Raw genomic sequence first — 23,113 nt, 5'->3', positions numbered from 1 at the left:
TCGGCGCAAGTCCTCACGAGCGCAAGGCGCCCCGGCGGCGGTGCAGATCGGTGACCGAGCCGAGCGCGGCGTCGAGCTCCTCGCGCAGCAACGCGGCCTGTTGCGCGGCGACGTCCTCCCCCAGCAACTCCGCGAACCGCCCCCTCTCCAGCAGCGCCAGTGCCTCCCACGGCGACGACGCCAGCTGTCCGCACAGCGCACCCGCGTCAGGTGGCGACAGCTGTTCGGCCAGGCCAGCGGTACCGGCAGCGATCAATGCGGCGACGACGAGGTGCGGCTGGGCGTCCGCGCCTGCGAAGCGGAATTCCAACCGCGGTGCGGAGGACGTCCCGCACAACCGGACCGAAGCCGTCCGGTCGTCCGGTCCCCACCGCAGTTCACGCGGCGAGAACGGAGCGGTGCGCAGCCGGACGTAGCTGTTCCACGTCGGTGCCCACACCGCGGACAACGATCGTGCGTCCCGCAGCACTCCGGCCAGAAAAGCCCCCAGCGCGAACGGAAACCCGACCGGTCCGTCCGAAGTAGACAGTGACAGATGGACGTGGCACGAATTCCCCTGACCGGGTTCCGGCGCGGCGAGGTAGTCGGCTTGCGCACCGTGCTGGGTGGCCACCCGCCGGGTCACCGTCTGCAGCAGCAACGCGTCGTCGCAGGCCGCGAGCGCGTCGCGATGCCGCAGGACAACCTCGTACTGCCCCGGATGACACTCCGCCCGCGCCGATTCCACGCCGAGACCAGCCGTCGCCGACCGCAGATCCGCCAGCAGCGGAGCGAGCCCTTCGGTGCCGCCGAGGGCGTAGTCCACGCCGTGTCGTGTGAGTGGTTCTCCTGCGAGGCTACGGAAAACCACCTCGTGTTCGATTCCGATCGACGGAACCAGCCCGTGCTCCTCCAAGCGCGCCAGCTGCGTCCGCAACACCGTCCGCGGCGCGAGCCCAGCCGGTTCGCCGGACGGAAACTCCGCGTCCCCGACCACTGCCCACGTCTGGTCGCCGAGCGGAAACGCTGTCGCCGCGTCGAGCTGCACGCGCAAATCGCCGAACCCGCCGAGATACGGCTTCAGCGCGCCGGTCTCCGGCAGCGGCTCACGCTCCGGCGTCCAAGCGAAGACGTAGCTGCACACGCCGTATCCGCTGTCCACCACCTCAGCGGCGAACGGCGCGGCCAGCTCGACGGCCGCGAACCGCGCGTGCGGATCGGGCACCAGAAGCACCAGCCGAGCACTGTCCTCGGCGAGCACTCGACGCAGCACCTCAGCCGCCGCCGTACCCGCCTCGGCGCGCACGGCCAGCGACCTCGGCCCGACCGGACGGTCGAACGGGTTCACCAGGCACCGTCCGGATCGGGCGCGTGCAAGGGGTTCGGCACGCGACCCCAGCGGACGTCGAACTCGTCGTCGCGTTCCACCTTGTCGAAGCCCTGTCCGGCGAGATGCTCACGGTTGAGCGTGACCCGCTCGACGTCGGCCGCGAACAACCGACAGGCGTCGAATCGCTCGGCCACCTCGGGGTTTTCGTCGCGGTAGCGGCCGACGACCTCGCGCACCAGCGCCCAGAAGTCACCGCGCGCCAATCCGAGATCGTCCAGCAGCAGTTCCGCCCAGAACCGCAGCTGCCCGGAGAAAACCGAGCTGAACAGCGACTGCGCGAGCAGGTGCGCGGGCCAGCGCAGCATGTCGGCGGCGGCGTCCGGCGGAAGATCCGCATAGCAGGGCAGTTCCTCGTCCAGCAGGTCGACGCCCTGGGCGAAATCCTTGATCGCGATGCGCAGCGGGCGGCCGTCCGCGTCCACCACGAGCACAAGATTCTGGCCGTGCGGGCAGAATCCGACGCCGTACTGGAGCAGCCAGTGCAGCAACGGCGTGAGCAGCAGATCGAACAGCCTGGACAGCCACGCCTCCACACCGTCGCCGGACTGCGCGATCAGCCTGGTCAGCACGGTCTCGCCAGCGGCATCGCGGTACGGCAGCGCGGCGAACGAGATCGCCTGCTCCCCCTCGCCGAGCCGGACGACGAGGGGCTCGCGCCACAGCGCACCGAGCGTTTCGTGGAACCGGTACGGCAGTTCCTCCAGCGAGCCGAACAGCGGATGCTGGACCGACACGCTCGCCACCTCGCCGAGCAGCTCGAAACGGTATTTCTCGGACAGCAACGGATCCGCCGCGTCGATCCCGCGCAGCCATTCGGTGACCGACGGCCCGGCGAGCGTCGCCGCGGAGTTCAGACCGCGGTAGACGAGCGTGTTGCGCACGGAGACGGCGGTTTTCACGTCGCGGCGGTCTGGCCGGGAGCGGTTGGCGAGGGTCCGGACTGTCTGATGTGGACGGTAGACGTCGCTGCTCTCCCCCAGCTCGGCCATCCGGCCGGTCGCCAGCTCGGCGGCGTAGAGCGTGCCGATGATTTCGTCGGCCTGCCAAGGATGCACCGGCACCCAGACGTAGTCGGCGGGAGCGCCGAGCTGGGCCGTGCGGGCGGTGAACTCGGCGCGGGTCTGGTCGTCCAGTTCCTCGCGCAGCAGGGTTTCCGCGTCGAGCCCGGCCACGCTGCGGAACTGCGCGAGATCCCGGTGCACGGCGTACCAGCGCAACCGGATGTCGGCGCCGGATTCGGGCGCGTAACGGGCACGGTCGGGGGCGGAAAACCCGACGCGGCCCTTGTTGAGCACCAACCGGGGGTGGCCGGTGAGGTGCCCGTCGGCGAGGTTGTAGTCCATCGTGGACAGTTCGGCGGCTGTCGGTGCGCGGCGCAACCGGGTTGCCTCGTTGGCGACCGTCGAGGTCAGCTCGGCGAGGACGTCCGCCAACCGCAGACCAGTGAGACCGAGCCGTTCGCGCGCGTCGACGATCAACGTGCGCGGGTCGTCCACCGGAGTCTCCACACCGTTGGCGCTCCGGATTGCGCTGCCGGGCAACACTGTCCACGACTCGAACGCGCCTCGGCGGGCTTCGAAACGGTACGAAACGGCGTCGGGCAGGTCGAGCTGCCAGCTGCGGTGTCCGGCCCGCGTCGGTTCGCCGGGCTCCGGCACCAGCATCGCTTCGTAGGACAACTCGCCGAGCATTTTGTGCGTGACGAGCGAGCCAGCGGCCCGCCAAGCAGCGTCATCGGTCAGGGTCACAGGTCCTCCGTCTGGTCGAGGCCGAACGTGGTGAACGCCGTCCGCTCGGGCAGGTCGTACACCGGTTTTCCGCATACGGCGTTGAGAATCGCCGCCGCCCGCCACGCGCCGAGGCCGAGATCCGGCGCGCCGGGACCGTGCGTGTGCCGTTCCGCGTTCTGCACGAACAACGGCCCCGGCAGGTCGAGTTCGACCCGATAGTCAGCACCGATCACGAGCCGCCCCTGCGCGTCCCGGCGAACCGCTTCGCCAAGTCCTTGCAGCAACGGCCCGGTCGGCGTTTCCGCGTACCCGGTAGCAGCCACCACCGCGGACGTCCGGTGCGTCGCGGTCGTTCCTTGCTGGACGTGGCGCAGTCCCAGTTCGATCCTGTCGCCGAACGTCGCGGACACCACCTCGACGCCCGGCGTCAGCACCGCACCCGGCCAGCCGCTGCCGATGCTCCGGCGGTAGAGCTCGTCGTGGATCTCCGCCATCGTCTCGGCGTCGATCCCTTGGTACAGCTGCCATTGCGTGGGGAGAAGCTGGTCCCGGACCGCTTCTGGAAGGCCGTGGAAGTACGCCGTGTAGTCGGGAGTGAACTGCTCCAGGCCGAGCTTCGAGTACTCCATCGGCGCGAACGCCGGTGTCCGCGCGAGCCACCGAAGACCGTCCACAGTGGATCGTGCACGCAGCAGATCGAGAAACACCTCCGCACCCGACTGCCCGGAGCCGACCACCATCACCGAATCCGCAGCGATCAACTCCGGCCGATGCGTGAGGTAGTCCGAGGAATGCAGCGCAAGCACGTCGGGCGCGGAAACCAACGGCTGCAACGGTTCCGGCACGCTCGGCTGCGTCCCGACGCCGAGCACGACCGCCGCCGCCAGCACCGGTTCCGCACCCTCGACGGTCAGCTCGAACGCCTCTTCGCGGTCGATCCAGCGCAAGCCGGTGACCTCGTGCCCGAACCGGCACGACGGCAGCCGGGACGCTGCCCAGCGGCCGTAGTCGTCGTACTCGGCGCGCGGCAGATGGAACCGCTCGGCGAAGTAGAACGGCAGCAACCGGCCGCGTTCGCGCAGGTAGTTGAGGAACGAATGGCGGTTGGTCGGGTCGACAAGCGTCACCAGGTCGGCGAGGAACGGCACCTGCAGCGTCGCGCCGTCCAGCAGCAGCCCGGGGTGCCAGCGGAACTCGGGACGCGCGTCGAACAGCACGACTTCCAACTGGTCGAGCGGATCCGCCAACGCGGCCAAAGACAGGTTGAACGGCCCGATCCCGACCCCGGCGACGTCGTAACGCCTCACGACGCGACCGGGCTTTCCCGCGTGACGCTCGTGCGCAGGTCCGCCGCGACCGTGGCCACCGCGTCGAGCAGCGCGCGGTAGTCGGCGGGTCGGGTGTGCGGATGCAGGAGGGTGAGCTTGAGCCACAGCTGCGCCTCGCCGTCCGGTCCGGTCGGCAACGAGCCGCGACCGATCACCGCGGTGCCGTCCTCGAGAAGCGTGCGGCGCACCTGCGCGACCAGCTCGTCTCCGGCCGCTCCGTCCGCCGCCACCGGACGGAAGACCACTGTGGACAGTTCGGGCGGGCCCCACGATCGCAGCGCCGGATGGTCCTCGACCATCGCGTGCACGCCGGAAGCGTTGGCACAGCAGCGTTCCACGAGCGCCCCGATCCCGGCCGTGCCGAGCGCGCGCAGCGTGACCGCCATCCGGAACGCGTCCGGCCGCCGGGACGTGCGCAGCGAACGGCCGAGCAGATCAGGCAGTCCGGCTTCGGTGTCGTCGTCGGCGTTGAGGTACTCGGCGCGGACGGTGAGCGCCTGCAGATCGGCCTCCCCGCGCGCGGCGAAGACGCCGGCGGCCACCGGTTGCCAGCCGAATTTGTGCAGGTCAAGCGCGACTGAATCGGCCAGTTCCAGACCGGCGACGCGCGAGCGAAGGGTTTCGCTGCAGAGCGCGAGACCGCCGTACGCCGCGTCGACGTGCAGCCGCGCACCGGTCCGGCGGCAGATTTCGGCGATCTCCGGCAACGGGTCGATCCGGCCGGTGTTGGTGGTGCCGGCGGTCGCGACGACCACGGCCTGCGCGCCGAGCGGTGCCAACGCCTCGGCCAGCGCGGACGGGACCATCCTGTCGTCGACGCACGGCACTACGACCGGCGAGGGCAGTCCGAGCAGCCATGCCGCGCGGGCGACGCTGTGGTGCGAATTAGCCCCGCAAACCGGGCGGGTGACCGCGGATTCCCGGGCGAGCAGGAGGCCGAGAAGGTTGGATTCGGTGCCGCCGGAGGTGATGACGGCGTCCGGGCGAGCGGCGTCCGGGTAGCAGAGCCGGGCGATCCCGGTGGCGAACTCGCGCTCGATCTCGCTCGCGACCGGGGCCTGGTCCCAGGAGTCCATCGACGGGTTCAGCGCGGAGGCGACGACGTCCGCGGCGACGGAAACGGCCAGCGGCGGGCAGTGCAGATGCGCGGCGCACGCCGGGTCGCCCGGGTCGGCGGATCCGGCGGCGAGCAGGGCGGAAAGCTCTTCCAGGGCTTGTTCGGCGCCCACCCCGTGCCGAGGGAGCCCGTCGGCGGACAGGGTGCGGGCGAGGGTCGCCGCCACCGCGGCCGGGCCGCCTGCCGGAACCGGACCGCCGCGTTCGGCCGTGCCCGCCGCCATCCCGCGCAGCGCCGCCGGAAGCAGCTGGGCCAGCCGGTCCGCACCGCCGGGGCCGCCCGCGAGCCACTCCGCCGAAGCCACGCCGGACGAGGCCGTCGGCGCTGAGGGCGCATCCGCCATGGAACCGCCTTTCTTAGGGTAACCTTGCCTTACCCTGCGCAACAATACGGATACCCACCGGCACGCTGCGAGCGGGGCCCGCGCGGCAGCAAAACGGCCGGTGCCCCCTTGGGGAGCACCGGCCGTTTCAAGGCAGGAGTCAGCGCGACGGAGCCAGCCCGCACACCTGCACCGCGAGCACAGGCGTGGTCAGCCCGTTGTCCACAGAGGACTGCACCGGCGAGTCCACGGCATCGTCCGGGATCGACGAACCTCAGCCCTCCTTCCCGAGAGCGGCCAGTTCCCGGTGGATCCACTCGACCTGGGTGCGCATGAGGTTCTCCGCGACCTCCTCGGCCTGCGGCGTCATGTGCGTCGCGCCCGCGAGCGGCAGGAAGCCGTGCGCGCGGCCCTTCGCCAGCAACGCCGAGGAAAGCCGCAACGCGTGCGCCGGGAAGACGTTGTCGTCGGCGAGGCCGTGCACGATCAGCAGCGCCCGTTCGAGCGAACCGGCACTCGCGATGAGCGAGTTGTGCTCGTAGCTTTCCGGTTCGTCGTCCGGCTTGCCGAGGTAACGCTCGGTGTAGTGGGTGTCGTACAGCGACCAGTCGGTGACCGGCGCGCCCGCGACCGCCGCGTGGAACACGTCCGGCCGCCGCAGCACGGCGAGCGCGGAGAGGTAGCCGCCATAGGACCAGCCGCGGATCGCGACGCGCTCGAGGTCCAGTTCGGGGTACGCCGCGGCGGCCGCGTGCAGGGCGTCGACCTGGTCGGCCAGCGTGACGTCGGCGAGCTTGCCCGCGATCTCCTTCTCCCACGCCGGTCCGCGCCCGGGCGACCCGCGACCGTCCACGACCAGCACGGCGAAACCCTGGTCGGCAAGCCACTGCGGGGTGAGGAAAGCGTTGCGGCTCTGGAGAACCCGCTGCGCGTGCGGGCCGCCGTACGGGTCGAGGAGGACCGGCAGCTTGCCCTCGTCGGGCTCGTATCCGCGCGGCAGCACCAACGCCGCGCGCAGCTGGCGTTCGCCGAGAGTGAGCCAGGTCAGGTTCGGGACGATCTCCGGGTCCACAGTGGACGATGCGATCGACCCCGCCTCGGCACCGTCCCGCAGCACGGTCACCTTCGGGCCGCTGTGGTCGAGACTCCACGAAGAAAGCACTGTGAGAGCCGCGCTTCCCGAACCGACGTGCACACCATCCGTTGTGGACAGTCGCCGCACCTTGCCGTCTTCGGTGCGGTACAGGTGAATCTGCGTCGGGTCGCTTTCCGAAGCGGTGAACAGGATTTCCTCGCCGACGTGCAGCACCATCCGCAGCTGCATGCCCGGCGGCGTGACCGGCTCGCCGTCCACCAGGAGCCGGTGATCGCCGTCCGCCGCGCTTTCCACCACCAGCTTGCCGTCCGCGGTCCACGCGGGCACGCCCTGGAAGATCTCGACCCAGTGCTCGTCGGTCTCGGTGTGCACCTGGGCGACCGAACCGTCAGACGGATCCAGCGCGAGCACCGTCAGCCGCTTCTGGTCCCGCGGCTGCACGGCCAGCAGCGGCTGCCCGCCCGCCGACCAGTGCACCGTGACCAGGTACTCCCAGTCGCCTGGCGCCACGTCGACGCGGCTGCCGTCCAGGCTCAGCACGGCCAGCGACACCTCGGCGTTCGGCGAGCCCGCCGCCGGGTACGCCACGACGTTCGCCGGCTGCTGCGGGTTCGCCGGGTCGCCGATCGTCCAGCGCGGCACCGGGCCGCGGTCCGCGCGCTCCACGATCACGCTGCGCCCGTCCGGCGCCCACCAGTAGCCGCGCGTGCGGTCCATTTCCTCGCCCGCGATGAACTCCGCGAGCCCCCAGGTGACGTCCTCGTCGTCCTCGCCCACGAGCACGCGGTCTTCGCCGGTCGCCAGTTCGATCACGTGCAGCCGCCGCTCGCGCACGTACGCGACGTGCGTGCCGGTCGGGTTCGGCCGCGGGTCGATCACGGACCCGTCGACCAGGATGCGCGTCTCGCCGGTCGCGAGGTCGAGCGTGTACAGCTTGCCCGACAGCGTGAACGTGACGACGGTGAACGCGTCGTCGACGCCGAAGGCCACCACGCCGCCGCCGGTCTCCCGGGCCCGTTCGCGGCGCGCCCGCTCCTCCGGCGGTAGGTCCTCGTCGCCGGACACCAGCTCGGCCGCGTCGATCAGCTTCGTCTCCTCGCCGGTCGCGAGGTCGAACGACCACAGGCTGTGCCGCGGGTCGGCGCCGGTGGCGCTGCGCAGGAACAGCACCCGCGAACCGTCGGGGGCGACCCGGAACTGCTTGGGCGCGCCGAGAGTGAACCGCTGGGTGCGGGCCTGCTGGCGGAGGAACGGAACGTCGTCGAGTGCAGAATCGGTCACGACCAGCACTCTTTCAGATGATCAGCCGGACACGCCAACACCCTGCAGCGCGGCCCGCTGCTCTTCGACGTCATAGGTCGGCTCCGGGAACTGCGGGTCCATGTCGGTCAGCGTCTCGACCAGCAGCTCCGCAACTGCCCAATTCCGGTACCACTTGCGGTCGGCTGGCACGACGTACCACGGAGCGTGCGCGGTCGACGTGCGCTTCAACACGTCGGCGTACGCCTTCTGATACGCGGGCCACTGCCGTCGCGCGTCGATGTCCGACGGGTCGAACTTCCACCGCTTCTCGGGCCGGTCCAGCCGCGCGGTGAGCCGGCGAAGCTGCTCCTCCGGCGAGATGTGCAGGAACACCTTCACCACGGCGGTGCCGCTGTCGGTCAGTTCCTTCTCGAACGCGTTGATCTGCGTGTAGCGCTTCCGTCGCTCGGCCGCGGGGAGCTGGCCGAGCACGCGCGGCACGAGCACGTCCTCGTAATGCGAGCGGTCGAACACGCCGAGGTGGCCGGGCGACGGGAGCTTCTTGCGGATGCGCCACAGGAAGTCGTGCTTCAGCTCGGCGGCCGTCGGCTTCTTGAACCCGGCGTACTGCACGCCCATCGGGTTCACCAGGCCGAGCACGTGCCCGACGGTGCCGCCCTTGCCGGAAGTGTCCATGCCCTGCAACACGAGCAGCACGCTGCGGGCGCCGCCGCCGATGCCCTCCGCGTACAGCGCCTCCTGCAACCCGGCCAGCTGTTCCCCGGCGGACTCGAGTTTCTTGCCGCCCTTCGCCTTCTTTTCCGGCCCCACCGGCGACGAAGCCGGGTCCGGCAGCTCGCCGCCCGCCCGGAGCGCGTCGCGGACCCGGTTTCCGTTCTGCTGCTTCTTCGCCATCCCGGGACGATAACCGCGGGCACTGACAATCCCGGGGACCTCTCCGCCGGTGTCATCCGGTCGAGCGAGCGCCGCAGCGAATCGCCGGCAAGACCCCTCGATTGCGCAACGAACGACGGGGGAAAGCAACGTTTCCCGGCTGAACTCCCCGCGAACGGCCTCTAGCCTGAACGCATGACAGCGTCCGTCCAGCCTGCCGGCACCGCGCGTCCCTCCTCCTCCGACGGCTTCATCGCGCTCGACGAGCAATGGAGCACGCACAACTACCATCCGCTGCCGGTCGTGATCGCCGAAGCCGAGGGCGCTTCGGTGACCGACGTGGCCGGCAAGTCCTATCTGGACTTCCTGTCCGGCTACTCCGCGCTCAACTTCGGCCACCGCAACCCCGAGCTGATCGCCGCCGCGACCGAGCAGCTGGGCCGCGTCACGCTCACCTCCCGCGCCTTCCACCACGACCAGCTGGGCCTGTTCTGCCGCGAGCTCGCCGAGCTGACCGGGACCGAGATGGTGCTGCCGATGAACTCCGGGGCCGAGGCCGTGGAGTCCGCGGTGAAGGTCGCGCGCAAGTGGGCGTACCAGGTCAAGGGCGTTCCGGCGGGCACGGCGGAAATCGTGGTCGCGGCGTCGAACTTCCACGGCCGCACCACCACCATCGTCTCGTTCTCCGACGACGAAACCGCGCGCGCCGACTACGGCCCCTTCACGCCGGGCTTCGTCCAGGTGCCGTACGGCGACGCCGAAGCGTTGAAGGCAGCCATCACGCCGCGCACCGCAGCCGTGCTGATGGAGCCGATCCAGGGCGAGGCAGGCGTCGTCGTGCCGCCCGAAGGGTTCTTCGCCGCGGTGCGACGGCTGTGCGACGAGAACAACGTGCTGATGATCGCCGACGAGATCCAGTCCGGTCTCGCCCGCACCGGCACTGTGCTGGCGCTGGAGCACGAAGGCGTCCGCGCTGACCTGTACACGCTGGGCAAGGCCCTCGGCGGCGGCATCGTCCCGGTGTCGGCGGTGGTCGGCAGCCGCGACGTGCTGGGCGTGCTGAAGCCCGGCGAACACGGCTCGACCTTCGGCGGCAACCCGCTGGCTTGCGCGGTCGGCCGCGCCGTCGTGCGGATGCTGCAGACCGGCGAGTACCAGAAGCGGTCCACCGAACTCGGCGCGCACCTGCACGAACGGCTGGCGAAGCTGGTCGGCGACGGCGTCTCGGAGGTGCGCGGACGCGGTCTGTGGGCAGGCGTCGACATCGCGCCGGGCGGTCCGACCGGACGAGCGGCGTCCGAGGCGTTGGCCGGGTTGGGCGTGCTGTGCAAGGAAACGCACGACCGCACGCTGCGCGTCGCGCCGCCGCTGGTGATCACCGAAGCCGAACTGGACCGCGGCATCGACGCGATCGCCCAGGTCGTGCGCGGCTGACCTGCTCGGTGACCGCCGTTTTCCGGGCGGCGGTCACCGGGTGGGCATCACCGCGACCGTCGACCCGTCCGGCGACGCGGTCACCTCGATGCCGCGGCCGTACTCGTCCTCGACGGACGTGGTCAGGCTCCACGTTCCGTCGTTTTCCCTGAGCGCCACCGAAATCTTGTCGCGAGGAAAGCCGGGCATGCGCTCGTCCACCTTCGCGAGAATCGCGGGCAGCGCTTTCGGCGACAGCTTCGACAACGCGAACAGCGGTGTGCCCGGATCCGGCTGGATCGGTGAGGGCCGGTGTTCGACGAGACGGCCGCGATACCAGTCGTAGTCGTCCGAAGTGCCCGGACCCGGGCCAGGCACTTGGAACTCGACGTGGTCGGTCCGGATGATCGCCTCGTACGCTTCCGGACGGCCGCTCAGCTTGGTCAGCAACTCGGCGACCTGTCGGAAACCCTTCTCGGTGAACGCATCCACGGTGAGCGCCGGTACGCCCTTCGCGTCCGCGACCAACTGCCGGTCGCTGTCGTTGGCCGACCGGACTGTCATGGTGATCCCGACGTCCTCGCGGCGGATGCTCACGCGAGCGTCCGCCGGGTCGCCGCCGAAACTCGCGACGAGGCCGGGTATCGCGGCGAAATCGACCTCCTTCGCGGCGAATTGCTTGTCCGGCTCGCCAGTGCTGATCGAGTCGCGTTTGACCGTGCCGCCGCGATAACTGAGGTACGCGCCGGGAACGGTGGCGCGCAACTGGTCCGATTCCACTGTCAGGTCCTCGAAACGCTCACTCTCGGCGGACAGTTTCGCCACTCCAGCGCGCAAATCTTCCGCAGTGAACAAGTTCGGCGGGGAGAGAAGCTGGCCGAGGACGTCGTCACGGATCGGCACCAGCAGCGCCGCCGCGATGACCACCGCGCTCACCACCGTCATCGCCAGGCGTCCGACGACATTCCCTTGCCGCGCTTCGGGTTCCGGCATGCGTTCCTCGCCGACGACCCCGACCTGCCACGGCCGCTCAGTCCATTCCCGCGGCGGATCGGCATCCACCACGACCACCCCGGCGTACCGCGGACTCTGCTTGACCACGACGACCGTGCCCGGCTGATACGCCGCGGACCGCACCGGATGGATCAACTCCCGAGCCGTCGCCCGGTACGCGGCCTCGTCCGGCGGCGCGACGACCAGCTTCAACTCGGTCACATAGGCGTCGTTGACCTGCGTCCCAGTCGTCTTCAAGCGTTCGATCTTGGCGAGCGCGCGATCGCCGTGCTTCTGGACGAACCGCCTGCTCTGCGGGGACGCGGTCCCGTGCAGCGACCGGGCGATGCTGCCGAGGATCAGCACCATGATGGTGAGGCTGACGCCGACCGACCCGGCCGCGACGTACCAGCCGTAATCGAGGACGAACCCGCCGACGACGCCCGCGATCGCGAGCCCGAGCGGCACCGCGTACCCCAGCCGCAGGAACCGGATCAGCCGGATCACCGGCGACCGCCGCGGTTCGGGTGAATTGAGCACAATGGGTGTTTACTGCACTCCGCGTGAAGACGCCAGAGGTAATGCTCACACAGAGTGTCCGCTCAGGCCGAGGTCACCTCGACGCCGCTCAACGCGTTGTTGTCCTGCTGCTGCCCGTCGCCGCCCGGCACGGTCGGGATGTCGCCGGCGCTGAGACCGGACAGGTAGAGCCCGGCCTCGGCACCGGCTTCCGCGGACTGCCGTTTGCGGCGGGCAGTTTCGATCCTCGTCACCACGACCTGGCGGGCGCCGCCGGGCATCTGCACCACCGCGTTCGCGCCGACCTGGACCGTGCCGTCGGTGACCGTGCCGGTAACCACGATGCCGCGCGTCGGGATCTGGTAGATCTCGGAGATCCGGAAGCGGAACGGGCCGGACGGGGTTTCGGCCGGACGGCGCGAGAACAGCGACATGGGACAAGCATCGCATCACGGCGGTTACCCAGCGCTCACCGGCTGGCCGCCGCGTGGACTGCCGCAGCCAGCCGGTCGTGTTCGGGATAGGACCAGGTCGCGGAGAACTGCCGCCGCGTGTACCCGAACGCGATGCCGCTGCGCGGATCCACAAAGGACTCGGACCCGGCAGATCCGTTGTGCCCGAACGCATTCGCGCTGAGGAACGGATACCGCAACCCCTTCGCCTGAAACCCGAGCGCGTACTGGCCCGCGTCCCCCGCCACCAGGTCGTGGCCGGTGGAATGAAGCATCGCGAACTCGCCGAGCGTGCCAGGTTCGAGCAGCGGCGGCCGTCCGTCCAAACCGGACACCGCAGCCGCGTACAGCCCAGCCAGCCCCCGCGCGCTGCCGACCCCACCAGCGGAAACCTGCCCGAGCGCCCGCACCTGCCGCGTGTTGACGAACGCCACCTGATCAAGCGGCGGCGTCGAATCGAGCCCGTAGCCGATGCCGCCCAAGCTGTACGGACTCGGGACGTACGCCTGGAACGCCGCGAGTTCCTCGGCGCTGGCCTCCCCCGCCAGCACCGCGCGGTACCGGTGATCCTCCTGCTCGGGCAATCCCAGGTACAGGTCCAAGCCGTACTGCTCCCTGATCCGCGTCTCGAAATGCTCCTGCACCGACCGCCCGGTGACCCGCCGGACCACCTCCGCGACGATCGAGAACCCGGCGAATCCGCTGTAGCCGTAAGCAGATCCCGGCCGCCAGAACGGCCGCTGCCCGGCCAGCCGTCGCGCGATCACCCGATCGTCCGCGAGCTCCTCGGCGGACAGCCCGCCCTCCGCCCCGATCACGCCGGAACGATGGGTCAGCACGTCGCGCACCGTGATCCCGCCCTTGCCCGCAGCGGCGAACTCCGGCCAGTGGCGCGCGACCGGCTCGTCCATGTCCAGCACGCCGTCCTGGACGAGCAACGCCACCACCAGCGTGGTCGCCCCCTTGGTCGAGGAATAGACGCCGGTCAGCGTCTCGCCCGTGACGTCGCCCGCCCAGAGATCAACCACCAGCCGCCCGTGCACGCGAACCGCCAACTGCACGCCCGCACTCGCCTCAGCCGCGGTGACGAACTCCTCGCGGACCGCCTCGAAGCCGTCCGCGACAGTCCCGTGGATTTCGGTGTCCCCCATCAGCCCTCCAATCAGTGTCGAAAGAAGGACCCGCGCGCCGCGGTGAATGTGACTAGGCTCCGGTCTGTGACCGCCAGGCGGACTCTCGCCCTCTTCGCCGCGCTCTGCGCGCTCGCCACGCTTGCGTTGGGACTGCTAGTCGCGCCCTACGCGCCGGGCACAGTGGACCAATGGACCGAGAGGTACGCCTCGACGCTGAGCCCGGCCCTGCTCAACACACTCGTGCTGCCCACCGAGCCGTACGTGCTCATCCCGGCCGTCGTCGTCATCGCCGGCATCTGCCTCTACCAACGCAATCGCCTGGACGCACTACTCGCCGTGGCAGGCCCACTCGTCGCCATCGCGCTCAATAGTTGGGTGCTGAAACCCGCCTTCGACCGCTGGAAAGGCGGCACGCTCGCCTACCCCAGCGGCCACACCGTCAGCCTGCTAGCCGTGCTGACCGTCATAGTGCTGCTGGTGCGGTTCAAGGCTGTCGCCGTTGCGGTCGGCGCAGTACTGGTCTGCTGCGCAGCCATCGGCATGATCGGCCTCGGCTACCACTACCTGACCGACATCGTCGGCGGCGTCTGCTTCGCCCCCGCAGTGGTCACCGCGCTGCGGGCGGCGCTGTCACCGCGTCGCGCGCGAGAGCCGTCAACCGGCTGATCGCACGCAGGTACTTCTTGCGGTAGCCGCCGTTCAGCATCTCCTCGCCGAACAGTTCGGGCAGCGGCACGCCGGACACGACGACCGGAATCGCCCGGTCGTACAGCCGGTCCGCCAACGCGACCAGCCGAAGCCCGACCATCTGGTCCGGCACCGGCGTCACGTGCTTGAGGTGGACCCGCCGCACCCCGTCGAGCAGCTTCCCGTAGCGCGAGGGGTGCAGGCGCTCGAGATGCGTCATCAACGCGCTGAATTCGTCCACAGTGGACCCTTCGTGCGCGGCCGCGGAAGCGTCAATCTCCTCGTCGCTGACCGGCGGAGGCGCATCCGGCAGCCCGCGGTGCCGGTAGTCGGGCCCGTCGACGCGGACGACGCCGAACCGCCGCGACAACGCCTGGATCTCGCGCAGGAAGTCCTCCGCCGCGAACCGCCCCTCGCCGAGCTTGTCCGGCAGGGTGTTGGAGGTCGCCGCGACGTAGACGCCCGCGTCGGTGAGTTCCTGCAGCAGCCGGCTGACCAGCGTGGTGTCGCCGGGATCGTCGAGCTCGAACTCGTCGATCGCCAGCAGCCGGTGTTCGGACAGCCGCGCGACCGCGTTGGCGAACCCCAGCGCGCCGACGAGGTGCGTCAGCTCGACGAACGTCCCGTACGCCTTGGGCCCAGGAGTCTCGTGCCACGTCGACGCGAGGAGGTGGGTTTTGCCGACGCCGAAGCCGCCGTCGAGGTAAAGCCCCATCGGCCCGTCCGGAATCGCCGCCCCGCCGCCGAAGAGCGACCGCAGGCGGGATTTTTTGGCCTTCGCCGCCCCGATTCGCGAAGCGAACGCGGAACACGCTTCGACCGCGGCCGCCTGGCTGGGCTCGTCCGGGTTGGGCAGGTAAGTGGAAAACCGAGCCTCGCCAAACCGCGGCGGCGGTACGAGGGACGCGATCAGCTCGTCGGCCCCAAGCTCGGGAAACCGGTCGGTCAGCGCAGCTGCGGGCATGGTGGAAGAGCCTATCCGGACGGCCCCGGCCCCTCGGGCGCGCCTCGACCGGGCAGGGAAGGGCAAATCCCCCGGTCGGAGCCGCCTTCGGGCGCAGAGGGGGCCAGTAAGGCGGGCTGCGTGTGGTGACTGTCACCGGGGTGCGGCGCTGGTCAGGCGCTTTGGTGCCGGGTCTGGTCTGCACTGCGGGGGGGTGGGTGGCGAAATGGCTCGGCCCGGGACTGCGGCACCGGAGCAGCCGCTTGACCAGACGAGCGCGAGCGGCGAGGTCACTGGTACCTCAGCAGCGACCGAGCGACGCGAATCTTCCCGGCGCAGTGGCATGGCACCGCAGCAGTGGACCAAGCCGCTGCAAACGGCGGCTGCCGCCCAGCACCACGGTGCCGATCCGAGCCGCGCGATTAGACCGGCCGCATGGCCAGATTGCCCAGCACCGCGGCACTGGGCCGAGGCGCGTGACCGGGCCCGGCGCAAACGGCGAAGTGGCCGGGCACCGGGCCAAGCGGCATGGCCAGATCGGTGCAGTGGCCACTCGCCGCAGTACTGAACCAAGCCGCGCGACCAGGCCGCTGGAAACTGCGAGGTCGCCCGCCACCGCGGCAGTGGGATCAAGGTGCGCCACCGCCCGGCGCGAATAGCGAGGCGGCGGCCGTTCCGCTGTGTCGGAGCGGGCTGCGTCGTGGTCCGGCAGGAGCGGCGGATCGTGGCGGGCGAGGTCGGTCATCGGCGTGCGGGGCAGCAGCGATTCCGCCGAGGCAGCCATCGCGCGAGGGTCAGTAGGTGGGCTGCCGGTCGGATGCGGTGCGTCGCGGGGCGGGCCGGGCTGGCTGGCGACTCACCCATTCGAGGGATGCCGCGTGAGTTTTCGCCCGGTCGGGAGGTCCTTTCGGAGGGCACGTCTCCGGCGCCGCGGGCCGCTCGCGGTGACACTGGACGCGCCATGTCCGCATACAGGGAGCGAGGAACCATGTCGAGCGCGAACCGGCCCGATGTGCCTACTGCTGTCCCGTCTTCCGCGCTGGCGGCGGCTGACCAGACGGACACCGCGGGGCGCACCACGATCTCGTCGCTGGTCGTGCAGAAGATCGCGGTGCTGTCGACGCGCGAGGTCGCCGGGGTGCACGCGCTCGGCGGCGGGGTGTCGCGGGCGATCGGGGCCATCCGGGACCGGATCCCGGGGTCGGGCGCGACCTCCACCGCGGGCGTCTCGGTCGAGGTCGGCGAGAAGCAGGCCGCGATCGACCTCGATGTCGTCGTCGAGTACGGCGCGCGCATCGCGGAGGTCGCCCGCGACGTGCGGCGCAACGTCATCACCTCCGTCGAGCAGATCACCGGGCTCGAGGTGATCGAGGTCAACATCGCGGTCAACGACGTCCACCTGCCCGGCGAAGAGGACGAACCCGAGTCGAGCCGGGTCGAATGACCTCGTGACCGACCGGTGCGTCGGCCGCGACACCCACCCACGTCCGGTCCCAGGGGCACAGGCCGGGCGGCGGTCCTGAAGCACCGCGTGAGCCACAGCCGCGAAGACGCTCGCCAAACCGAACACCGGCAGCACCAGCAATCACCGCAGCACGCACATCCCAGGAGGGCGCACGTTGAACGCTACGCAGACCGGGATCCTCGCCGGGCTGATTCTCGGCCTGGCCGCCACACAGGGATTCACCGCTTTCCTGGTGACCTTCGCGGTCGGCATCATCGGGCTCGTGGTCGGCCGGGTCCTCGACGGCGAACTCGACCTCGGCGACCTGTTCGGGAAGGGCCGAGACAAGTGACCCAGGCGGTCGAGGCAGGGCCGTCCCGCAACGACCTTCCGGAGCCCGCCGAGCGAGGTTCGCTGACCATCGCGCACGCCGTGGTCCGCAAGGTCGCGCAGCACGCCGCCGACCAGGTGCCCGGGACGATGCGCACTGAGCGCCGCGTCGCGGGGGTCAGCACCGGGACCACCGGCGCCTCCGCGAAGGTCGGCGGCTCGGACAACGACGTCGAGCTGTCCCTCGATCTCGCGTTGCGCTATCCGGCACCGGTGCGCGAGGTGACCGGGCAAGTGCGCGAGAAGGTCGTCGAAGAGGTCGAACGCATCACCTCCTATCGCGTGCGTTCGGTCGCGGTGACGGTCACCGCGTTGCTGCCGGACGTGCCGCCGAGGGTGCGATGATGCGCATCCTCGTCCGTCTTCTCTCCACGCTGCTCAGCCTGGCCGTCGCAGCCGGCGGCGCGTTGCTGGCGCTCGAGGTCGGGTGGGCCTGGTGGCAGCCCGACAAGGAACCGCTGCTCGTGCCGTGGCCGCGGTGGAAAGCCGCGATCGCCGAGCTGGACTGGACCAGCACGCCAGTGCGGCTCACCGCGGGAATCGTCTTGCTCGCCGGGCTCGTGCTCCTGTTGCTGGCCCTCGGCGCGGGCGACCGAGCGGTGCGGATGACCGATCCCGCTGATGGCATCACCGTCAACACCTCGCCGCGAGCTCTCGCGCGCTTGGTCGGGCTGGCGGTGCGCGCGGAGGACAACGTGCGCGGCGCGTCCGTGACGGCCAGCTCCCGTCGGGTGCGCGTGCGCGCGACAAGCCGGCTGGAGAACGAGGAACAGCTGCGGCCGCGGCTGTTGGAAACCGTCGCGCAGGTGCTGGACGACCTCCCGCTGCAGCGTCGTCCGAAGGTGTCCGTGGTCGTCGACTCTCCGAAGGACCGGTGATGAGCGCTTCCGCGGCGCGTCGCGCGCAAGGCCGTTCGTACGGCGCCGAGCGCACGCTGACCTCCCTGGTCGGCTTGCTCGGTGTGCTGGCTGGCGCCGGAGCGCTGGTGGTCGGCATGGGGTGGCTCGGGCAGTTCCGCGGGCACCGGCCGGTACTCGATCCGATCGCGGTCGGCTGGCTTGGCGACCACGCGCTGTACGCGCGGATCGGTGCGGTGGTGCTCGGGCTGCTGCTGCTCGTGTTCGGCCTGTGGTGGTTTTTCCGTTCGCTGCGCCCGGAACGCCGTCCGGACCTCAAGCTCGACGAGACGATCGGCGCTGAACTCACCGTCACGGCCGGAGCGCTGGCCAACGCCGTGCAAACCGACGCGGAGAGCGTTGACGGGGTTACCCGGGCTCGCGTCCGTTCGGTGGGCACCGTTGCCGATCCGGCGTTGCGGATCACGCTCTGGCTGGCCGAGGGCGCGGAAGTCCGGCGGGTGTGGGAAGACCTCGACGCGTACGTGCTGACGAGGGCCAGGGAATCGCTCGGCGTCGAGACCCTGCCGACCGCGGTGCGGCTCGAACTCGACACGACCGGCTCGGCACGCGTGCGCTGATCCCGCGTTTCGCCCAGAATGCCCGCATGGCGCTCCCTGTGCAGGCACCGATCAAGCCCATGCTGGCGAAGCCGGCTAAAGCCATTCCCCATTCCGGGGGGCTGCTGTTCGAACCGAAGTGGGACGGGTTCCGCTGCCTGGTTTTCCGGGACGGCGACGAGATCACCCTGCAGTCGCGCGCGGAGAAGCCGCTGAACCGGTATTTCCCGGAAGTCCTCGCTGCGCTGCGGGAATCCTTGCCGGAGCGGGTCGTGCTCGACGGCGAACTGGTGGTGGCCCGCGACGGCAAGCTCGATTTCGACGCGCTGACCGAGCGCATCCACCCGGCGGACAGCCGCGTCCAGCTGCTCGCCGAGCAGTCGCCGGCGCAGTTCGTGGCTTTCGACGTGCTCGCGCTGGGCGACGAGTCGTTTGTGGACGAGCCGACGTCGGCGCGCCGCGAACGTCTCGAGTCCCTTTCGGGCATCGCGCTGACGCCGGCGACGACCGATCCGGAGACCGCTCGGCGCTGGTTCGAGCTGTTCGAAGGGGCCGGGTTGGACGGCGTGATCGGCAAGCCGCTGGACGAGCCGTATTCGCCGGGCAAGCGGGTTTTGTTCAAGTACAAGCATTCCCGCACCGCGGACTGCGTGCTGGCGGGCCTGCGCTGGCACGTGGACGGCGAGCCGGGCGAGGCGGTCGGCTCGTTCCTGCTGGGCCTGTACGACGAGAACGGGCTGCTGCACCACGTCGGCGTGGTCGGTTCGTTCCCGGTCGCACGCCGCCGCGAGCTGGCGCAGGAGCTGGCCCCGTTGATCACGGACGGCGAAGGGCATCCGTGGCTGGGCGACGCGGTCCGCGAGGGCCAGCGGATCCCGGGCGGCATCACGCGCTGGCGGTCGAAGGAACAGCCGTGGGTGCCGCTGCGGCTGGAGCGCGTGGTGGAAGTCTCGTACGAGCACACGGAGGGCGGCTATCCGTCGCGCTTTCGCCACACCGCCCAGTTCGCGCGCTGGCGGCCGGACCGGGAGCCGTCGTCGTGCGGCTACTCGCAGCTGGACGAGCCTGCCCGGTACGACCTGTCGGCGGTGTTCCGGGGCGAGGTCGTGCGGACCCGCTGACCGGACACGCCGCAGGACCCGCTCACTGGCTTCCCACACCAGGCGTGCCAAGCTCGTCCGAGAGTTCCGCCGAGCAGACGTGAGGACCAGCCCGTGCACCGCCGTTCCCCCAGCCGTTCCCGTACGCGCGCCCGGCTGGTGGCGGCGACGCTGGGAGTGCTCATGCTGGCCGGGTGCACCAGCGGTCCCTCCGTGCGCCCCGCGGTGATCGACAACGACGGACGCACCACCACCGCGCCGCCCCCGAGCACCGCCGCTGTGCCGTTGCCGCCGCTGGCAGAGCCCAAGAAGTCCGCCCTGCGATGGGCCAACTGCGACGCGGACACCCGGCAGCGGATGGCCGCTCCGGCGCTGCCCGATTCGCTGCACGTCAGCTGCGCGCGCATGACCTCCCCGCTCGACGCGCCCGAGGACTCGCAGCACCTGCTCGCCCGCATCTTCGTGCTCAAGGCGGGCGACGGACCGATCCCGCTCGTGGTGGTCAACGACGTCGGCGGCGAGCCGGGCTCGCTGTTCGCCGCGCGCCTGGCGACCCGGCTTCCGCCGGAGTTCCTCAAGAAGTTCTCGCTGATCGGCGTGGACCGGCGCGGCACCGGGCTGTCCGGCGGCGTGCAGTGCGTGCCGCTGGAAGTGCGTTCGGACCTGCTGGGCGCGGACCCGGCGCAGGGCGGCCTCGGCGAGGTGCTCGACGCGGCTCGCCGCGCCGGTCAGCAGTGCGCGCTCGACCTCGACACCGCGCAGACCGCGCTGGACAGCTGGCGTACCGCCGGGGACCTCGACCAGCTGCGCAAACAACTCGGCCTCGACCGGCTGAACGCGCTCGGCCGCGGTGACGGCTCGAAGGTGCTTTCGGAGTACGCGGTGCGCTACCCGGCGCAGGTCGGCCGCATGGTGCTGGACGGCATCCCGGACCCGGGCGCCGACCGGGCGGCGGTGCTCGACGCGGTGGCCGCCGGCGCACAGTCGACGTTCGACGCCTTCTCCGCGGACTGCGCCGCCCGCAACTGCCCGATGGGCGATGCGAAGGTCGCGCTGAAGACCGTGACCGACCGGCTCCGTACGTCCCCTGTGGACACTGACGACGGCGTGACGATGAGCCCCGGCGTGGCGACTTACGCGGTGTACCAAGGCCTCGCCGACCGGTCGAACTGGCCCGCTCTCGCCGACGCGCTGAACGCCGCGAAGAACGGTGACGTCACCGCGCTGGCCGGCTTCGCGAATCCGATCGTCGCGGACGTCCGCGGCCGCACGTCGCGCATCGGCGGCACCATCGCGACCCGATGCAACGACTCGACCACGCGGCTGCCCGCCGATCAACTGGACCGCGCCGCCGCCAACATGCGCGCCAAGTACCCGCAGTTCGGCGCTGCGGTCGCCCAGGAACTCGCCTGGTGCGGCGCTTGGCCGGTCCGCCGCGAGGCGCTGCCTCCCGCCGGTGCGCCAGGCGCCCCGCCCATGCTGGTGGCCGCTACCGCCACCGACCCGGTCACGCCGCAGATCGGCACGACCCGGGCCGCGGACCAGATGCCCAGCGCCGTCACTGTCACGTGGCAAGGCGTCGCGCACGGCGCGGTCGGCCAGTCCTCCTGCGTCACCGCAGCCGCGCAGGCCTTCCTGATCGACGGCAAGATTCCGGACAACGGCACTCTCTGCCCGGCCTAGGGACCGGCCTGGCCGGCGACCTGCGAGACGGAGTACGCGCAGTCGGCCTGCTGTTTGGTGATCAGCCGCAGGTGCGGCCGCTTGGTGGTCGCGGCGTCGCCGAGCAACAGGTTGGGCGCGGAGCCGCTCGCGCCGCGTGGTGTGCGCAGCGCGTCTGTCGAACGGCCCCCTCTCGCCGAGATAGCGCCGCCAGCCGCGCACCAGCCCGCTGAGCCGGCCGAGCAATCCCCGCTGAGGTCTGAGATGGCGGAACCGGGGCTGTCCCGCCGAAGTCGTCTCGAACACCCATTCAGTATCTCGAACACCTGTTCGACAGCGCATCGCTCGACCCGGCGGGATCCGCTCACCCACACGGGACCGAGATTTTCACCGGGAGTGCCGAAAACGCCGACAGCGCACCGAATTCCGCCACTCGCGGCCAGAAAGCCAGCAAACGCGAGGGAGACGGTCCTAACGGGACACGGCCGGACTGGCAGCCGCCCAGGCCGCCTCGATCATCCGGAAAACCTCGTCCACCGCGGCCTCCGGATCAGCCGCCTCGCGAGCCACCGAGTAGGCGTCGACCACGAACCGTGCGATCGCCCGGCACGCTGTCGGAGTCCGCTCGAGACCGGGGTCGGCCGCCATCGCCGCGGCCAGCGACTCCGCGTGCCGCAGCCGCATCGATTCCTCGTACTCCCGCAGCGCGGGCGACCCGTCGATCATCCGCCAGACCGGCGCGACGCTGTCCGCGGTGCAATGCCGCACCAGCGCCTGGATCTCGTCGCGCAGCGCCGGGATCAGCGCCTCCGCCGACGACCGCCGCTCGACCGCGCCGCGCAGGCTTTCCTCGAAGTTCGAGTCCTGCTCGAAGACCAGTGCTTCCTTCGAGGCGAAATGCGAAAAGACCGTGGTCACGGCGACGTCGGCCTCGGCCGCGATGTCCCGGATCCCCACCTCGTCGTACCCGCGCTCGAGGAACAGCCGGAGCGCGGTGTCGGCGATCTTCTGGCGGGTCGCAGCCTTCTTGCGCTCGCGCCGCCCGGACGGCTCAGTCATCCGCGGATGCTATCAGTCACAAAATCCGACCGGTTGCCAAAAGCTAACCGTTAGCCTTCAAAAGGCTACTGCCGGTATCCCTCGACCTCGCCCACCGACCGGACCGAAGCCTCGTCCGGATCGTCGTCGAACTCGACCCTGGCCCGGCGCTGCCGCAGCAGGTCCCAGCACTGGTCGAGCTCCTCTTCGGCCCGGCGGAGCCGCTCCCGGTCGTCCGAGGACAGCCCGACCCCGATCGCCCGGTCGCGCAGTTCCTTCTCCTGCGCGATCAGCTCGTCGATCCGTCCCAAGATCCCGTCAGCCACATCAACCTCCAAGGAAGCGTCGGACACCCACCAGGACGCTACCGCGCCCCGGGGAATTCCCCACCCGGTTCGTTCGTTGGACCACCCATGAGCACAGTGGAACTGACCGCGGACAACTTCGACCAGACCGTGACCGACAACGAGTTCGTGCTGATCGACTTCTGGGCAAGCTGGTGCGGCCCGTGCCGCCAGTTCGCGCCGGTGTTCGAGAAGGCGTCGGAAAAGCACAGCGACATCACCTTCACGAAAGTGGACACCGAAGCCGAGCAGCAGCTCGCCGCGGCGTTCAACATCCGCTCGATCCCGACGCTCGCCGTGATCCGCGACAAGACCCTCATCTACTCCCAGCCCGGCGCCCTTCCGGAAGCCGCGCTGGAGGACCTCATCCGCCAGGCCCGCGAGGTCGACATGGACGAGGTGCGCAAGGCCGCCGCCGCGCAAGAAGCCGAGCAGGCCTGA

At 70.5% G+C, this 23,113-nt stretch carries 22 protein-coding genes; 10 read left to right on the top strand and 12 right to left on the bottom strand.

All coding sequences use genetic code 11. The annotated features are described in order from the left end of the window. Positions 1 to 13 precede the first annotated feature (13 nt). The 6 genes from WA670_RS18000 to WA670_RS17975 all read right to left on the bottom strand — a co-directional run bounded on the left by WA670_RS18000 (position 14) and on the right by WA670_RS17975 (position 9,119). The gene (locus WA670_RS18000) at positions 14 to 1,327 is read right to left on the bottom strand and encodes a glutamine synthetase (protein WP_336158330.1); all 1,314 of its coding nucleotides are present in this window, start codon (positions 1,325 to 1,327) and stop codon (positions 14 to 16) included. Beyond that, on the bottom strand, positions 1,324 to 3,117 hold the full coding sequence (locus WA670_RS17995) for an IucA/IucC family protein (protein ID WP_336158329.1): 1,794 nt from the start codon (positions 3,115 to 3,117) through the stop codon (positions 1,324 to 1,326). The genes WA670_RS18000 and WA670_RS17995 overlap by 4 nt, the downstream gene beginning before the upstream one ends. After that, entirely contained in the window at positions 3,114 to 4,406 is a 1,293-nt protein-coding gene (locus WA670_RS17990; protein ID WP_336158328.1) for a lysine N(6)-hydroxylase/L-ornithine N(5)-oxygenase family protein, read from the bottom strand. The genes WA670_RS17995 and WA670_RS17990 overlap by 4 nt, the downstream gene beginning before the upstream one ends. Then, a complete protein-coding gene (locus WA670_RS17985; RefSeq protein WP_336158327.1) occupies positions 4,403 to 5,887 on the bottom strand; it encodes a pyridoxal phosphate-dependent decarboxylase family protein in 1,485 nt (494 codons plus the stop codon). Before WA670_RS17985 ends, WA670_RS17990 begins: the two co-directional genes overlap by 4 nt. Before the next feature lie 253 nt (positions 5,888 to 6,140). After that, on the bottom strand, positions 6,141 to 8,243 hold the full coding sequence (locus tag WA670_RS17980) for a S9 family peptidase (RefSeq protein WP_336158326.1): 2,103 nt from the start codon (positions 8,241 to 8,243) through the stop codon (positions 6,141 to 6,143). Positions 8,244 to 8,264: 21 nt separating this feature from the next. Further along, positions 8,265 to 9,119 (bottom strand): PPK2 family polyphosphate kinase, encoded by an 855-nt coding sequence (locus WA670_RS17975; RefSeq protein WP_336158325.1) that lies wholly within the window; start codon positions 9,117 to 9,119, stop codon positions 8,265 to 8,267. 174 nt (positions 9,120 to 9,293) lie between these two features. On the opposite strand from WA670_RS17975, the gene rocD reads away from it, so the two are divergent. Further along, positions 9,294 to 10,532 carry an ornithine--oxo-acid transaminase gene (rocD, locus tag WA670_RS17970; RefSeq protein WP_037819004.1) on the top strand — a complete coding sequence of 413 codons (1,239 nt, stop codon included), beginning with the start codon at positions 9,294 to 9,296 and terminating at the stop codon, positions 10,530 to 10,532. 33 nt (positions 10,533 to 10,565) lie between these two features. Here rocD and WA670_RS17965 read toward each other — a convergent pair whose 3' ends face one another. From WA670_RS17965 to WA670_RS17955, 3 genes are all read right to left on the bottom strand, one after another. Then, positions 10,566 to 12,044, bottom strand: coding sequence for a hypothetical protein (locus WA670_RS17965; RefSeq protein WP_336158324.1), 1,479 nt, complete (start codon positions 12,042 to 12,044; stop codon positions 10,566 to 10,568). Positions 12,045 to 12,106: 62 nt separating this feature from the next. Further along, positions 12,107 to 12,457 (bottom strand): hypothetical protein, encoded by a 351-nt coding sequence (locus WA670_RS17960; protein ID WP_336158323.1) that lies wholly within the window; start codon positions 12,455 to 12,457, stop codon positions 12,107 to 12,109. 35 nt (positions 12,458 to 12,492) lie between these two features. Further along, the gene (locus tag WA670_RS17955) at positions 12,493 to 13,626 is read right to left on the bottom strand and encodes a serine hydrolase domain-containing protein (RefSeq protein ID WP_336158322.1); all 1,134 of its coding nucleotides are present in this window, start codon (positions 13,624 to 13,626) and stop codon (positions 12,493 to 12,495) included. A gap of 66 nt (positions 13,627 to 13,692) precedes the next feature. Between WA670_RS17955 and WA670_RS17950 the strand changes: the two genes are divergently transcribed. Then, on the top strand, positions 13,693 to 14,274 hold the full coding sequence (locus tag WA670_RS17950; RefSeq protein ID WP_238607474.1) for a phosphatase PAP2 family protein: 582 nt from the start codon (positions 13,693 to 13,695) through the stop codon (positions 14,272 to 14,274). Here WA670_RS17950 and zapE read toward each other — a convergent pair. Further along, the gene (zapE, locus tag WA670_RS17945; RefSeq protein ID WP_134666375.1) at positions 14,216 to 15,259 is read right to left on the bottom strand and encodes a cell division protein ZapE; all 1,044 of its coding nucleotides are present in this window, start codon (positions 15,257 to 15,259) and stop codon (positions 14,216 to 14,218) included. The two genes, WA670_RS17950 and zapE, sit on opposite strands and share 59 nt — an antisense overlap. 967 nt (positions 15,260 to 16,226) lie before the next feature. On the opposite strand from zapE, the gene WA670_RS17940 reads away from it, so the two are divergent. The 7 genes from WA670_RS17940 to WA670_RS17910 all read left to right on the top strand — a co-directional run bounded on the left by WA670_RS17940 (position 16,227) and on the right by WA670_RS17910 (position 21,311). Continuing rightward, positions 16,227 to 16,682, top strand: a complete 456-nt coding sequence (locus WA670_RS17940; protein ID WP_336158321.1) for an Asp23/Gls24 family envelope stress response protein — start codon at positions 16,227 to 16,229, stop codon at positions 16,680 to 16,682. 175 nt (positions 16,683 to 16,857) lie between these two features. Beyond that, a complete protein-coding gene (locus WA670_RS17935) occupies positions 16,858 to 17,034 on the top strand; it encodes a hypothetical protein (RefSeq protein WP_009075692.1) in 177 nt (58 codons plus the stop codon). Next, the gene (locus WA670_RS17930; protein WP_336158320.1) at positions 17,031 to 17,417 is read left to right on the top strand and encodes an Asp23/Gls24 family envelope stress response protein; all 387 of its coding nucleotides are present in this window, start codon (positions 17,031 to 17,033) and stop codon (positions 17,415 to 17,417) included. Before WA670_RS17935 ends, WA670_RS17930 begins: the two co-directional genes overlap by 4 nt. Next, positions 17,417 to 17,950 (top strand): DUF6286 domain-containing protein, encoded by a 534-nt coding sequence (locus WA670_RS17925; RefSeq protein WP_336158319.1) that lies wholly within the window; start codon positions 17,417 to 17,419, stop codon positions 17,948 to 17,950. The genes WA670_RS17930 and WA670_RS17925 overlap by 1 nt, the downstream gene beginning before the upstream one ends. Next, positions 17,950 to 18,549, top strand: a complete 600-nt coding sequence (locus WA670_RS17920; protein WP_336158318.1) for an alkaline shock response membrane anchor protein AmaP — start codon at positions 17,950 to 17,952, stop codon at positions 18,547 to 18,549. The genes WA670_RS17925 and WA670_RS17920 overlap by 1 nt, the downstream gene beginning before the upstream one ends. A gap of 26 nt (positions 18,550 to 18,575) precedes the next feature. Further along, a complete protein-coding gene (locus WA670_RS17915; protein ID WP_336158317.1) occupies positions 18,576 to 19,649 on the top strand; it encodes an ATP-dependent DNA ligase in 1,074 nt (357 codons plus the stop codon). A gap of 162 nt (positions 19,650 to 19,811) precedes the next feature. Continuing rightward, positions 19,812 to 21,311, top strand: a complete 1,500-nt coding sequence (locus WA670_RS17910) for an alpha/beta hydrolase (RefSeq protein WP_336158451.1) — start codon at positions 19,812 to 19,814, stop codon at positions 21,309 to 21,311. 450 nt (positions 21,312 to 21,761) lie between these two features. Here WA670_RS17910 and WA670_RS17905 read toward each other — a convergent pair whose 3' ends face one another. Then, on the bottom strand, positions 21,762 to 22,349 hold the full coding sequence (locus WA670_RS17905; RefSeq protein WP_037819032.1) for a TetR/AcrR family transcriptional regulator: 588 nt from the start codon (positions 22,347 to 22,349) through the stop codon (positions 21,762 to 21,764). Positions 22,350 to 22,414: 65 nt separating this feature from the next. Beyond that, positions 22,415 to 22,654 (bottom strand): DUF2630 family protein, encoded by a 240-nt coding sequence (locus tag WA670_RS17900; protein WP_037819206.1) that lies wholly within the window; start codon positions 22,652 to 22,654, stop codon positions 22,415 to 22,417. 87 nt (positions 22,655 to 22,741) lie between these two features. On the opposite strand from WA670_RS17900, the gene trxA reads away from it, so the two are divergent. Further along, complete coding sequence (trxA, locus tag WA670_RS17895; RefSeq protein ID WP_009075676.1) at positions 22,742 to 23,113, top strand: thioredoxin; 372 nt, start codon at positions 22,742 to 22,744, stop codon at positions 23,111 to 23,113.

Origin of the sequence: Amycolatopsis sp. VC5-11, assembly GCF_037034185.1 — a bacterium.
Taxonomy (GTDB): domain Bacteria; phylum Actinomycetota; class Actinomycetes; order Mycobacteriales; family Pseudonocardiaceae; genus Amycolatopsis; species Amycolatopsis nivea.
Note: the sequence above shows the minus strand (reverse complement) of the source record. Positions and strands in the feature narration are given on the sequence as shown.